The following is a 13402-nucleotide window of genomic DNA, read 5'->3' as shown; positions in this document are numbered from 1 at the left end:
CGGGGAACACCGGCGATTCCAATTGCAAATAGGAGGCCCAATGACACAGGGAACAGCTACAAAACCAGCCAGCACGCCGCATCGGCTGAAGACCGGCGCGGAATATAAGGAGTCCCTCAAGGACAACCGCCAGATCTGGGTCGGCGGTTCGAAACTGAACTCCGTTTATGACGAGCCCGCGTTGGCCAAGGGCATCGACCTTCTGGCCTCGATGTTCGACGATCAGTTCACTGAAGAACATGCCGACGCCACCACCTATTACGACGAAAAGGCAGGGGCCATTCTCAGTCGTTCGTGGCAGATTCCGCGCACCAAGGAAGATCTGGCCGCCCGTCGCCGCATGATCGAATATACTTCGCTCAAGACCGCAGGCACCTTCGGACGTCCGCCAGATCTCGCGCCATCCATCGTTGTTGGTCTCTATGCCTATCTGCCGACCTTCAAGAAGAAGAAGTCGCTTATCGACGGCATCGATCCGGACTTCGCCGAAAACATCGAACGCTACATGGAATACGGTCAGAACAACAACCTGACCGCGTCGGAAAGCCTCGCCGGACCGCAGGCCGACCGCTCGTCGCCCAAGGCCTCGGAAGCATCGCTGCTGAAGGCGCGCAAGGTCACGAAGGACGGCGTCTATATCTATGGCGCCAAGACTGTCGGCTCGATTGCGGCGCAGGCCAATGATATTTTCTTCACCAATCTCGGCGGCATTCAGGAAACCCCTGCGGATGCCTGCATCTGGGGTTCGGTGCCAATCGACACGCCCGGCATCAAGATGATCTCGCGTGAAATGGTCTCGCAGCCATTGTCGAGCAAGTTCGACCATCCGGTATCGAGTCTCGGCGAAGAAGCCGACCAGTTCATCGTGTTCGACAATGTCTTCGTACCGAAGGAACGGCTCTTCAACCTCGGCGATCCGACAGCGATGAGCTATTACGGCCCGGTCTGCGTCTTCGCGCATTGGCATGTTCTGACCCGTCTCGCCGTGAAGGCGGAACTGTTCGTCGGCGCAGGCCAGATGGTTCTCGATTATCTCGGAACCGGCAAAATTCCGGCTGTGCAGATGATGCTGGGCCAGCTGGTCGAATATGCACAGACGCTCCGCGCCTTCGTCACCGCCGCCGAAGCACTGGCTGTCCCGACCGAAGGCGATGTCATGCGCCCCGATGTCGGCATGCTGACCGCCGGTCGCCTGTATTCGATCGAAAACTACCCGAAGATCATCCATATCCTGCAGGAACTGTGTGGTCAGGGTCTGGTGATGCGTTTTGGCAAGAAGGCGTTCGACAATCCGGAAGTCGGCCACTTTCTGCATGAACTGCTGCCCGGACATGGCGTATCGGCCATGGTCAAGGAACAGCTGATGAATTTCATCTGGGACATGACCTCCGGTTCGCTGGCTGGCCGCGTTGCTCTGTTTGAAAACGTCAACGCCACACCGGCTCCGGCCCTGCGCGCCCGACTTTATAATGAAGTCAAGCGCGACGGCTATGTCGCCCAGGTGAAGAAAATCGCCGGGATCGAGTAAAGCTCTGACGACCCCGCCTGATGCCAATCGGGCGGGGTTTCTTCTTTCGCGACATGTTGGAGATTGCGATGGACCAGTCCACGCTTATCGACCGCTTTTATAGCGCTTACACTTCGCGCGATGCCGAAGGAGCGGCTTCGCTTTATCATGCCGATGGCTGGCACGAGGAAGTCGCCATGGCAAAACGCCGTCAGGGACACGCCGCGCTGGCCGAGGGGCTGACCGGCTTCTGGCGCATGCTGCCCGATGTTGCGTGGGAACGGCGCGGCTATATCCGCTCGGGCAATCAGGTTGCGGTTCCCTATCACATGACCGGTACCTTCACGCCACGTGGCGACAATGTTGAACCACGCCAGATCGCGCTTGACGGTCTGCATATATTCGAGTTCCAGGACAGTCTGCTGGCGGGCACCAAAGACATGTGGGACCTCGATCTTTTCAAAGCGCAGATGAGTTGAGACGATGAATGATCTGGCGAAACTCGACGGCATCGCGATTGCCGGGCTGATCTCCAGCAAGGAGATCAGCGCAAGCGAAGTTCTCGAAACCACGATTGAACGGATCGAGCGGCTCAACCCGCAGCTCAATGCCGTCGTACACCCGCATTACGATCTCGCACGCAAGCAGGTCACTGACGGCTTGACCAAAAGCCCGCTTTCAGGCGTTCCGATGCTGTTGAAGAATACCGGCTTCGAAGCGGAAGGCATGCTTCTGTCGAGTGGATCGGAACTGCTGCGCAATGTCGTCAGCAAGCGCGATTCCACCATCACCGCACGCTATAAAGCGGCGGGCATGGTGATTGTCGGCAAATCCAACACGCCAGAATTTGCGCTCAGCTTCACAACCGAATCCGACGCCTTCGGCCCAACACGCAATCCGTGGGATATCAACCGCACGGCGGGCGGTTCATCCGGCGGCTCAACTGCGGCTGTCGCCAGCGGCATGGTGCCGCTTGCCAACAGTTCGGACGGCGCAGGTTCCACGCGCCTGCCTGCCAGCCATTGTGGCCTTTTCGGGTTCAAGCCGTCGCGGCTGGTCAATCCTGTCGGGCCGGTCGCCGCTGAAGCCATCGGCGGCATGTCCACACCACATGCCGTCACCTGGTCAGTGCGCGACAATGCAGCCATGCTTGATGTGACAGGCGGCAGCGATCTTGGTGACCCATGGGCGTCTCCCGCCGCCACGCCGGGCAGCTATCTGGCGGCAGTCGACAAAACACCGCCGCGTCTCAAGATCGCGATGATTGTTGCTGCACCGGACGGTAGCCCTATTGACCCCGACATGGTCGAAAGCGTGCGCGTCACAGCGCGTTTGCTGGAAGACCTCGGACACAGCGTCGAAGAAGTTGCCGATGCAGGCTATGACGCGGAAGCGCTGAAGGCAGCATGGCGTGTCATCGTCGGCGTCAACGCGGCTTTGGGTGTCAGCGGCGGCGATGCAGCCTCCGCCAACATCGCCAAGCTTGAACCCGTCAACCAGCAATGGGTCCGCGAAGCCTTGGCAATACCCGGCACCCGCTATTTATGGGCCGTCAACCAGCTTCACGCTTCGGCACGCGCGCTCGGGCGCTTCTTCAGCACATATGACGTCATGCTGACGCCTGCTGCTGCGGAACCCGCGCCGCTCTTGGGCAAACTCGCTGGTCAGGGCAAGAACATCGACGAATTCTACGATCTGTTCTGGTCGCATTCGCCTTTCACCGCCGTTTTCAACACATCCGGCTGCCCGGCAATGTCAGTCCCGCTCGGTATGAGTTCCTATGGTCTGCCCATCGGCTCGCATCTCGGTGCAGGTTTTGGAAACGACGCACTGCTTTTCGCGCTGGCTGCGGAGCTTGAACGCGCCGCTCCGTGGATCGACCGGCGCCCATCCATATTCGGCTGAGGAAATGTTTGATGAACAACTCTGAAATCCTTGCCCTTGATGCTCGCGACATCGCCGCTGCCGTAGCCTCCGGTGCTCTCAGCACCCGTGCTGTCACGGAAGCCTATCTTGAACGCATTGCCGACAGAGACGGCCCGGTCATGGCGTGGCAGCACCTTGATGCTGCCCAAGTGCGCGCCGCCGCCGATGCGATGGATGCATCTGGAGCCAAGGGGCCCCTGGCTGGCGTCCCGATTGGCGTCAAGGATGTCATCGACACCGCCGACATGCCCACGGGCTATGGCACAAGCATCTATGAGGGCTTTCAGCCGCCATGGGATGCGCCAGCCGTGCAGATCACCCGTAATGCAGGCGGTTTGATCCTCGGCAAGACGGTGAGCACGGAACTTGCCATGGCAAGCCCGAACAAAACCCGTAACCCGCACAATCCGGCCCATACGCCGGGCGGATCATCATCCGGCTCCTGCGCTGCCGTTGCCGCTGGCATGGTGCCTCTCGCCTATGGCACGCAGACTTCCGGTTCGGTTATTCGCCCGGCAAGCTTTTGCGGCGTGACCGCCTTCAAGCCAACCTTCGGCGCGATCAATACGGTCGGGATTAAGGTGCTCTGCCATGGGCTGGATACGCTCGGCATTCTCAGCCGCAACATTGGCGACGCAGCCCATTGCGCAGCAGTGCTGACCGGCAAATCCGAACTCGCCGCCCTTACACCGCCAGCGCGCCCTCGCATCGGCGTCCTGCTCGGCACGCGTCTCGAAAAGGCGGAAGCCTATGCAGTCGAAATCGTCAACCGGCTCGCAGCGCTTGCGGAAACATCCGGTGCAGACGTAACCGTGCTGGCCGCTCCGTCATGGTTCGACGGAATTTTCGATTTGCATGAAGCCGTCATGGGCTGGGAAGTCACCCAATCGCTCGTCTCCGAGACCAGCCGCCATTGGGATCGGCTGACACCCGTTACCCGCGCCATGATGGAAGATCAGGGTCGCGTCGATGAAGCCCGCTATCGTGCCGCCATGGGCGAGATTCCGGGCATCCGCCTGATGATGGACTCGATCCTGTCCCGCTTCGATGCAGTGCTGACGCTCGCCGCCCCCGGCGAAGCGCCGGAAGGAACGCCAACTGGCGACCCAATTTTCAACCGGTTGTGGAGTGTCCTGCAAGTGCCGCTCATCTGCCTCCCGGCAGGCAAGGGCCCGAAGGGATTACCCGTCGGTGTCCAGCTTGTCGGCGCGCGCGGCGCGGACCATCGGCTTGCCTCGGCGGCACTCTTTCTTGAAACCGTGCTTGCTGCAAAAGGAGGCACCCTATGATCCAGCCAGCCACCGATCAGCTGACCGATGATTTTCGCTCCGCCATGCGTCAGCTTGCGGCGACGGTGAACATCATCACCGCCGGTGAAGGCGATCAGCGGCGCGGCCTGACAGCAACTGCCGTCTGCTCCATGTCGCTGACACCGCCTTCCATGCTTGTCTGTGTCAATCGCTTCGGCGAGGCGCACAAGGCCATCACTTCAGCAGGAAGCTTCTGCGTCAATATTCTCGCCGACCGCCAGCGTGAGGTCGCCATGCGCTTCGCAGGCCAGATCGGCCATATGGGCGAAGACAAGTTTGCGCCTTATCGCTGGACAAGCCTTGCGACGGGTGCTCCGGCTCTCGATGACGCCATGGCCAATCTCGATTGTGAGATCGCGACGGTTTCCGAGACGGACAGTCATTCGATTTTCATCGGTAATGTAAAGGCAATCCGCTTCGGACCCGAAACGTCGCCGCTGCTGCACTACAACCGCAACTTTTTCACACTGGCAAACCAAAACGCACTCTAGAGCGGTTTCAGCAGAGGTTGAATCGTGATAACCGCTCTAGCCTTTTGTTTTGTCGCACATCCCGACAGAGTGGGAACAGGCTGCACCAGAAAAGTTATAATAACAAATAGATAGAGCACTTTCTTCATCGGCACTAGCCGACGTGCTCTCTGGTGCAGCCACAATGTCAAACGGGCAGACGCCCAATGGAGGTATCATATCATGTCAATCAGCGACGCTCAGTTCCTGAAGGGCTGGAGACAGGTGCTCGAAATGTGCAACCTGAAAGCTGGCGAACAGGTCACCATTCTGACGAGTGACGACAGCAACAAGCAGATCGCCTATATCGCCAAGCTTGCAGCTTCCGATCTTGGCGCAGTCGTCACCGAACTGAACCTTGCTCCGGTCAACGCTGAAAAAGCGATCTCGCCAGACAAGTCTGGCTATATCGGCAAAACGCCACTCGACGGCAATTCGGCAGCACTGGCCTGCCTCATGGCGTCCGACATGGTCATCGACACGTTGCAGCTTCTGTTTTCGAAAGAGCAGGAAGAAGTGCTGAAGACCGGCACGCGCATGCTGCTGGCGGTGGAACCACCGGCAATCATGATGCGCCAGATTCCGCGCCCGGAAGACAAGCTGCGCGTTCTCGCTGCCGCCAAGAAGATCGGCGCGGCCAAGGAAATGCACGTGACCTCGAAAGCCGGTACGGATTTCCGCTGCCGCCTCGGTCAATATCCGGTTCTGACGCAATATGGCCTTGCCGATGAGCCGGGCCGCTGGGACCACTGGCCAAGCTGCTTTTCGGCTCGTTGGCCGGATGAAGGCAGCGCCGAAGGCACCATAGTCATCGACGAAGGCGACATCCTGCTGCCGTTCAAGAAATACGCGCGCGCGCCAATTACGGTCACCATCGAAAAAGGCTTTATCGTCGATATCAAGGGCGGTTACGACGCCGAGTTCATGCGCAAGTTCATGGACAGCTTCAATGATCCCCGCGCCTATGCCATGGCCCATGTCGGCTGGGGTCTGGAAAACCGCGCCAACTGGACGGTGCTCGGCCTTTACAACCCCGAGGCACAGCTTGGCATGGATGCGCGTTCCTTCGCGGGCAATTTCCTGTGGTCGTCGGGTCCGAATACCGAAGCTGGCGGCGATCGCGATACGCCATGCCATCTCGACATTCCGCTGCGCAATTGCTCTGTCTCCCTTGATGGCGAAGTCATGACACTGGAAGGCGTCGTGGTTCCTGTGGATCAGAAGTAAGGCCATGGCACAATACGACGTGGCAATCATCGGCGCCGGCTCTGCTGGCGCCCTTCTCGCTGCACGGCTGAGCGAAGATCCGGCGCGGCAAGTCGTGCTGATCGAGGCTGGCGGCGAGCCGACAGACCCAGATATCTGGAAACCGGCCATGTGGCCCGCCATCCAGCATCGCCCCTATGATTGGGATTATAATACCGTCCCACAGCCAAGTGCCGCCGGTCGAAGCTTTGCATGGGCGCGTGGCAAAGCGCTTGGCGGCTCCAGTCTGCTTCATGCGATGGGTTATATGCGCGGCCATCCCGCCGACTTTGCCGCCTGGGCAGAAGCGACGGGCGATGAGCGCTGGAGTTGGGAAGGTTTGCAGAAAGCCTTCATGGCCAACGAAGACCATGCACTAGGCGGCGACGGCGTCCACGGCAAGGGTGGCCCGATGCCGGTATGGATACCGGATGAGGAGGTCAGCCCCCTTACCCGCTCTTTCATCGAAGCGGGTGCTGCGCTTGGCCTGCCCCGTATTCCGGGTCACAGCACCGGGCAAATGATCGGTGTTACGCCGAACTCGCTGATGATCCGCGACGGCCGACGCATCACGGTTGCCGAAGCATGGCTGACGCCAAGCGTACGCGCGCGCGCCAACCTCACAATACTGACAGGCACAAAGACCCGACATCTCAGTTTCGACAACACCCACGTCGTGGGTCTTGAAGTCGTCGGCCCGGAAGGTGCCGCTACGATCACTGCCGACCAGATCATCCTTTCAGCGGGTTCACTGGAAGGCCCGGCCCTTCTCATGCGGTCCGGCATTGGGCCGGAAGACGTGCTGCGTGAGACTGGTGTGATCTGCCGCATCAAATCGCCTGAACTGGGTCGCAATCTGATGGATCATCTGCTGGGTGCAGGCAATCTCTATGCTGCCAGACAAAAACTGGCCCCATCCCGTCTGCAACATTCCGAGAGCATGGCCTATATGCGCGCCGATGGCACCGCGACAGACGGCCAGCCTGAAATCGTTGTCGGATGTGGCGTTGCGCCCATTGTGTCGGAACTCTTCACGGCACCGGCACCGGGCAGCGCCTATTCCTTCCTGTTTGGCGTTACGCACCCCACAAGCCGGGGTGAAATACGCATAACCGGCGCAGAACTTGACGATCCTCTGCGGATCGACCCGCAATATCTCCAGACCGAGAACGACCGGCGATTGTTTCGGGCAGCCCTCGCAGCAGCGCGGGAAATCGGCCATCGCCCCGAACTGGATGAGTGGCGCGATCACGAAATTCTCCCCGGAGCCGTTGAAACTGAGGACGATATCGACGCCTTCATTGCCAAGGCTGCCATCACGCATCACCACCCATCGGGGACCTGCCGCATGGGCAAGGATGCCACCGCAGTGGTCGATCCTGACCTGCGCCTGAATGGGTTGGATAATGTCCATGTGGTGGATGGATCTGTTCTGCCGAGCCTGACCGCAGGCCCCATTCACGCAGCCATTCAGGCCATCGCCGAGCGTTTTGCCAGCGACTTCATCGGCAAAGTAAATTGAAGGACCGGGCGCGCTTGCCGCTACTGCGGAGCGCGCCTGTCTACCAGTCAGTATTAGTCTGCCTTGCCATGCGGCATTATCCTTAGCCAGACGCGCAAAACGCCTTTTGACAGGCGTCCTTTAGCTGTATTTGCGAACCGCCTTCCTCCACCAATTCCGTAATGTTTTTCTTCCACTAAGGGCTATTCGTCTGCGCAACAGCAGTTACATTGCGGTTGACGTGTGGGCCACTTTATGGGAGGTAATTATGATGCATCATACAGCAAATATCGGGCGTCATCATGTATGATTATTGTCTGGTTGGCGGCGGCATTGTCGGCCTTGCCACGGCCCTCACCATTGTCCGGCAGAAGCCTTCAGCCCGTATTCTGGTGCTGGAGAAGGAAAAAGCCGTTGCGATGCATCAGACCGGCCATAATAGCGGCGTGATTCATGCTGGCATCTATTACCAGCCCGGCAGCTTCAAGGCAGAGCTTTGCCGCGCTGGCGAGCGCATGACAAAGCAGTTCTGCGACGAGAACAACATTGCCTATCGCGTTCCCGGCAAGCTTGTCGTGGCGACAAACGATGTCGAAGTGCAGCGCCTCTCTGCGCTTGAAACCAATGCAGCCGCGAACGGCATCACCTGCCGCCGTCTCAGTGGCGGCGAATTGCACGATTTCGAACCCGCCGTGACCGGACTTGCCGCTTTGCTGGTCGAGCAGAGCGGTATTGTCGATTATCGTGCGGTCTGTCGCGCCATGGCCGATCTCATTCGCGTTGCTGGTGGCGATATCGAGTTCAATGTCAGCGTCGACCGCATTGAAGAACACAGTGACAGTGTGCGGGTCCATGCGGGCGGCAAAGTCTGGGAAAGCAGGCAGGTCATCGCCTGCGCTGGCTTGCAGGCTGACCGTCTTGCCCGGCGCTCCGGTGTCGATGTGGACTTCCAAATAGTGCCGTTTCGCGGTGAATATTATGCTTTGCGGCCCGAACTGAACAAACTTGTCGAACGCATGATCTATCCGGTGCCGGACCCTTCAATGCCCTTTCTCGGCATTCATCTGACACCGATGATTGATGGCAGTCTGACCGTCGGTCCTAACGCCGTTCTGGGCCTGTCACGCGAGGGTTATCCGAAATTCTCGGCCAATTTACGCGATATGGCGACCTATGCGGCCTTTCCGGGCTTCTGGAAAGTGATTACCGCCCATCTTTCGTCGGGCTTCGAAGAAATGAAGGATAGTCTGTTCAAGAAGAGCTATCTGGAAAAGTGCCGGAAATATTGTCCTTCCCTGCAGGAGAGCGACCTTCGGCCTTACCGGGCCGGAATAAGGGCACAGGCTGTTTCACGCGATGGCAAACTTATTCATGATTTCAAGTTCCACCAGACCAAACGTGTGCTGCATGTGTGCAATGCGCCGTCCCCCGCAGCCACCTCGGCCATACCTATCGGAAATCTGATCTTTCAACGCTTGCAAACAGACAATTGAGTAAATCATGACCAATCCCCACTACCGCGACACCAAACTGTTCATCGATGGCAAATGGGTTGAAGGCGAAGGCGGCACGCCCATCGCCGTGCTCAATCCGGTCAATAATGAGACTATTGGAACAGTTGGCGTTGCCTCGAAAGCCCAGCTTGAAGCCGCAGCGCTTGCTGCCGAACGTGGCTTCCACATCTGGCGCGACATGAGCGTCTTCGAACGCTCGAATATTCTGCGCAAGGCCGCCACGCTGCTGCGCGAGCGCGCCGAGGCAACGGCACGTATTCTGACGCTCGAACAGGGCAAGCCGCTCGCCGAAGCGCTCGCAGAGATCAATGTCTCGGCAGATATTTTCGACTGGTTTGCTGAGGAAGCCAGACGCGCTTACGGTCGCATCATCCCGGCGCGCGACCGTTTCGTGCGCCAGACAGTTCTCAAGACTCCGATTGGTCCGGTGGCAGCTTTCACGCCGTGGAACTTCCCGGTTTCGCAGACGGCGCGCAAGCTGGGTGCAGCACTTGCCGCTGGTTGCTCGCTCGTCGTCAAGCCTTCGGAAGACACCCCCGCCTCGCCCACTGTTCTAGCCGAAGTGCTGCATGAGGCCGGTCTTCCGGCAGGCGTCGTCAACTTCGTCTATGGTGTTCCTGCCGACATATCGAGCTATCTGATCGCGCATCCTGCCATCCGCAAAGTTTCGTTTACCGGCTCAGTGCCGGTCGGCAAGCACCTTGCCTCGTTGGCAGGCGCGCATATGAAGCCCGCTACGATGGAACTGGGCGGCCATGCACCGGTTCTGGTCTTTGGCGATGCCGACATCACGGCAGCGGCCGCCACGATGGGGCGCTCGAAATTCCGCAACGCCGGTCAGGTCTGCGTTTCGCCAACCCGTTTCCTGATTGAAGACAAGGCTGTCGATCAGTTTGTCGACGTGTTTCTTCAGGAAGTCGGGCGCGTCAAGGTTGGCTCCGGTCTCGAATCCGATAGCACCATGGGGCCGCTGGTTTCGCAGCGTCGCGTGGAAGCCATCGAAGCTCTTGTGGCCGATGCCCGAGATAAGGGCGCCAATGTTGCCGCCGGTGGAAAGCGCATCGGCAATTCCGGTAATTTCTACGAGCCGACGGTTCTGACGAATATCACGCGCGATATGAACATCATGAATGATGAGCCGTTTGGTCCTGTCGCATTGATCATTCCATTCTCCGATGCGGAAGAAGCCTTTAACGAGGCCAATCGCCTGCCGTTCGGCCTTGCTTCTTATGCGTTCACGCAATCGGCAGCTCGGATTGCCGAGCTGGAACGCCGCGTCGAAGTTGGCATGCTGACCATCAATCACCTTGGTCTGGCGCTGCCGGAAGTGCCGTTTGGTGGCGTCAAGGACAGCGGTTACGGTTCCGAAGGCGGCAGCGAAGCCATCGAACCTTATCTCACAACCAAATTCGTCACAGAGCGTCACCCGGCCTGAGGTTCTCCATCAGCAAAAACAAAACCCGCATCATCGCTGATGCGGGTTTTAGTTTGTCCTTCGCAGGAGCTTTCAGATCAGCTGCGGCCAATCGAGGCTGCAACTTCATCCAGCGACTTCTTGGTTGCCGCGACGACATCATCGACCTGCGCAGGCGTGATGATCATCGGTGGACAAAACGCAATCGCATCGCCCATATTGCGGGTGATAACGCCGTTGCCAAACATCGCCGCATTGGCAAGACCGCCAAGCACGCCGACTTTCTCATGCGGCGCCTTGGTTGCCTTGTCGCCGACCAGTTCAAGCGCGGCAATCAGGCCAACGCCACGCACTTCGCCAACCAGCGGATGGTCGGCCAGTTCATGCAGGCGTTTTTGCATATAGGCGCCCGTTTCGCGCGCATTGGTCACGAGATCGCGCTCTTCAATGATCTTGAGGTTTTCGACCGCAACGGCAGCTGCAACCGGATGGCCCGAACCCGTATAGCCATGACCGAATACGCCAAGGCGCGCGCTTTCATCCGCCACCGGCTGATAGACGCGGTCGTTAAACATAAAGGCCGAGATCGGCAGATAGGATGACGAAATCTGTTTCGACAGCGTCATGATATCCGGCTTCATATTGAAGGTTTGCGAGCCGAACATGTTGCCGGTACGGCCAAAACCGCAGATCACTTCGTCAGCGATCAGCAGAATATCGTATTTCTGCAGAACCGCCTGGATCTTTTCCCAATAGCCTTCCGGCGGAACAACGACGCCGCCAGCACCCATCACCGGCTCGCCGATGAAGGCCGCAACGGTTTCCGGTCCCTCCGCGAGGATCATGTCTTCCAGTTCCTTGGCGAGACGGGTGGTGAATTCATCGACCGTCTCGCCCGGCTGCGCATCACGGTAATAATGCGGGCAGGTCGTGTGCAGGAAACCCGGCAGCGGCAGATTGAACGAGTTGTGATTAACAGGCAGGCCGGTAGCGCTTGCCGATGCAATCGTCACGCCATGATATCCGCGCTTGCGGCCGATGATCTTGGTACGCTGCGGCTGGCCCATGGCATTGGCGCGAAACCACAGCATCTTGATGATGGTGTCGTTGGCTTCCGAGCCGGAATTGGTGAAATAGACCTTGCTCATCGGCACGGGCGCGATGCTGATCAGCTTTTCGGCCAGTTCGATGACGGGGGGATGCGAACGATGCGTAAAGGTGTGCGAGTAAGGCAGCTTCAGCATCTGCTTATGCGCTGCATCAGCCAGACGCTTTTCCGAAAATCCGACCCCGACACTCCAAAGGCCTGCCATCGCCTCGATATAACGCTTGCCGTTATTGTCTTCGACGTAGATGCCATCACCCTTTTCGATCACCACCGGGCCGATCTCTTCGTGACGGCGCGCATTGGTGTTGGAATGGAAATGATAGGCGATATCGCGAGCTTCAACGGAATTAGGCTGTCTGGTCATCTGAATTCCCCTTTTAAAACCGAGCCTAGCAGCTTTCACGTCACTCATCTTAGACAGCACCTTGATGGCAATATTATCCTGCCAGCAACCCAAAATGCGGAAAGCCACCTGTCGTTATGTCGAAGCTATAAACAAAATAATCCCGGCGCAACGTATTTGATGCATCAAACTTCAAATGTGCTAGACAAGTGAACCAGGACCGTTTCCGGGGAGAAAAAGGCCATATGCGCGATATTGCTGAACTTCAGGCGGTCGAGCACGAGAATTTGGGTGACATTGTCTATCGCAAGCTCTCGGAAGCCTTGATGCGCGGCCGATTCGCCCCCGGCACACGTCTCACAATTAGAGAACTGGCGGCTTCGCTCGGAACATCGGTCACGCCGGTTCGCGATGCTATCCTGCGGCTTATTCAGGACAATGCGCTCATCCAGAAAACACCGCGTGACGTGCGTGTGCCGATCCTGACGCCGGAACGTTATTGCGAGATACGCGACATTCGCGTGCGGTTGGAAGGGCTGGCAGTCAGCCGCGCCGCAACTGAAGCGACACCGGAAGATATTGCCCGGCTCTGGTCCATCATCAATGACAATGAAAGCGCGCTGAAAGAACAGCGCTGGCAGGACGCGCTGGAATGCAACCAGCTGTTCCATTCCGCATTTGCAGAAATCGCAAAAATGCCGGCGCTGGCGACTATACAGAATACGCTTTGGCTACAGATGGGACCGCTCATCGCGGGCGTTTACGAACAGGGCGGGCGCCTGATGATCGAAGACCACTACGATGTGATGAAGGCGATTGAGGCACGAGACGGGAAGACGGCAGAGGCAGCGCTCGTGAAGGACATCATGGATGCCAGCCAACTGATCCTGCAACGGATCGCAACGCTTCTTCAGGAATAGAGCATTTCCAGCAAAAGTGCGCAGCGGTTTTGTGTTGGATAATGCGTCAAAATAAACAGATAAAGCAGCTTCACGATTCCGCGTTAACTGAAACTGCTCCAGTGG

The 13402-nt window shown here is 58.3% G+C and carries 11 protein-coding genes; 10 read left to right on the top strand and 1 reads right to left on the bottom strand.

Features of this window, described 5'->3' with window-relative positions; translation table 11 throughout:
* Positions 1-40: 40 nt before the first annotated feature.
* The 9 genes from FHW03_RS05490 to FHW03_RS05450 all read left to right on the top strand — a co-directional run bounded on the left by FHW03_RS05490 (position 41) and on the right by FHW03_RS05450 (position 10947).
* Positions 41-1528 (top strand): 4-hydroxyphenylacetate 3-hydroxylase N-terminal domain-containing protein, encoded by a 1488-nt coding sequence (locus FHW03_RS05490; protein ID WP_182519705.1) that lies wholly within the window; start codon positions 41-43, stop codon positions 1526-1528.
* 68 nt (positions 1529-1596) lie between these two features.
* Positions 1597-1986 carry a nuclear transport factor 2 family protein gene (locus FHW03_RS05485; protein ID WP_182519704.1) on the top strand — a complete coding sequence of 130 codons (390 nt, stop codon included), beginning with the start codon at positions 1597-1599 and terminating at the stop codon, positions 1984-1986.
* A 4-nt stretch (positions 1987-1990) separates the two neighbouring features.
* The gene (locus FHW03_RS05480) at positions 1991-3412 is read left to right on the top strand and encodes an amidase (RefSeq protein ID WP_182519703.1); all 1422 of its coding nucleotides are present in this window, start codon (positions 1991-1993) and stop codon (positions 3410-3412) included.
* Positions 3413-3423: 11 nt separating this feature from the next.
* A complete protein-coding gene (locus tag FHW03_RS05475; protein WP_182519702.1) occupies positions 3424-4722 on the top strand; it encodes an amidase in 1299 nt (432 codons plus the stop codon).
* Entirely contained in the window at positions 4719-5234 is a 516-nt protein-coding gene (locus FHW03_RS05470) for a flavin reductase family protein (protein ID WP_182519701.1), read from the top strand. Before FHW03_RS05475 ends, FHW03_RS05470 begins: the two co-directional genes overlap by 4 nt.
* Before the next feature lie 201 nt (positions 5235-5435).
* Positions 5436-6479 (top strand): 2,5-dihydroxypyridine 5,6-dioxygenase, encoded by a 1044-nt coding sequence (locus FHW03_RS05465; protein WP_182519700.1) that lies wholly within the window; start codon positions 5436-5438, stop codon positions 6477-6479.
* 4 nt (positions 6480-6483) lie between these two features.
* Entirely contained in the window at positions 6484-8019 is a 1536-nt protein-coding gene (locus FHW03_RS05460; protein WP_182519699.1) for a GMC family oxidoreductase, read from the top strand.
* A 281-nt stretch (positions 8020-8300) separates the two neighbouring features.
* Positions 8301-9491 (top strand): L-2-hydroxyglutarate oxidase, encoded by a 1191-nt coding sequence (gene lhgO, locus FHW03_RS05455; RefSeq protein ID WP_210277169.1) that lies wholly within the window; start codon positions 8301-8303, stop codon positions 9489-9491.
* 7 nt (positions 9492-9498) lie between these two features.
* Positions 9499-10947: an NAD-dependent succinate-semialdehyde dehydrogenase gene (locus FHW03_RS05450; protein ID WP_182519698.1), complete on the top strand. Its 1449-nt coding sequence runs from the start codon at positions 9499-9501 to the stop codon at positions 10945-10947.
* Between the two features lie 77 nt (positions 10948-11024).
* Here FHW03_RS05450 and FHW03_RS05445 read toward each other — a convergent pair whose 3' ends face one another.
* Entirely contained in the window at positions 11025-12398 is a 1374-nt protein-coding gene (locus tag FHW03_RS05445) for an aspartate aminotransferase family protein (RefSeq protein ID WP_182519697.1), read from the bottom strand.
* Positions 12399-12622: 224 nt separating this feature from the next.
* Between FHW03_RS05445 and FHW03_RS05440 the strand changes: the two genes are divergently transcribed.
* Entirely contained in the window at positions 12623-13297 is a 675-nt protein-coding gene (locus FHW03_RS05440) for a GntR family transcriptional regulator (protein ID WP_182519696.1), read from the top strand.
* Positions 13298-13402: the final 105 nt, after the last annotated feature.

It is taken from the genome of Ochrobactrum sp. RH2CCR150 (assembly GCA_014138095.1).
In the GTDB taxonomy this organism is placed as follows: domain Bacteria; phylum Pseudomonadota; class Alphaproteobacteria; order Rhizobiales; family Rhizobiaceae; genus Brucella; species Brucella gambitense.
This window is presented reverse-complemented; position numbering and strand designations above follow the sequence as displayed.

What these genes read in the sequence shown, in the direction of transcription:
- FHW03_RS05490 (WP_182519705.1), top strand. Translation starts at nt 41, where the DNA reads ATGACACAGGGAACAGCTACAAAACCAGCCAGCACGCCGCATCGGCTG.
- FHW03_RS05485 (WP_182519704.1), top strand. Translation starts at nt 1,597, where the DNA reads ATGGACCAGTCCACGCTTATCGACCGCTTTTATAGCGCTTACACTTCG.
- FHW03_RS05480 (WP_182519703.1), top strand. Translation starts at nt 1,991, where the DNA reads ATGAATGATCTGGCGAAACTCGACGGCATCGCGATTGCCGGGCTGATC.
- FHW03_RS05475 (WP_182519702.1), top strand. Translation starts at nt 3,424, where the DNA reads ATGAACAACTCTGAAATCCTTGCCCTTGATGCTCGCGACATCGCCGCT.
- FHW03_RS05470 (WP_182519701.1), top strand. Translation starts at nt 4,719, where the DNA reads ATGATCCAGCCAGCCACCGATCAGCTGACCGATGATTTTCGCTCCGCC.
- FHW03_RS05465 (WP_182519700.1), top strand. Translation starts at nt 5,436, where the DNA reads ATGTCAATCAGCGACGCTCAGTTCCTGAAGGGCTGGAGACAGGTGCTC.
- FHW03_RS05460 (WP_182519699.1), top strand. Translation starts at nt 6,484, where the DNA reads ATGGCACAATACGACGTGGCAATCATCGGCGCCGGCTCTGCTGGCGCC.
- lhgO (WP_210277169.1), top strand. Translation starts at nt 8,301, where the DNA reads ATGTATGATTATTGTCTGGTTGGCGGCGGCATTGTCGGCCTTGCCACG.
- FHW03_RS05450 (WP_182519698.1), top strand. Translation starts at nt 9,499, where the DNA reads ATGACCAATCCCCACTACCGCGACACCAAACTGTTCATCGATGGCAAA.
- FHW03_RS05445 (WP_182519697.1), bottom strand. Translation starts at nt 12,398, where the DNA reads ATGACCAGACAGCCTAATTCCGTTGAAGCTCGCGATATCGCCTATCAT.
- FHW03_RS05440 (WP_182519696.1), top strand. Translation starts at nt 12,623, where the DNA reads ATGCGCGATATTGCTGAACTTCAGGCGGTCGAGCACGAGAATTTGGGT.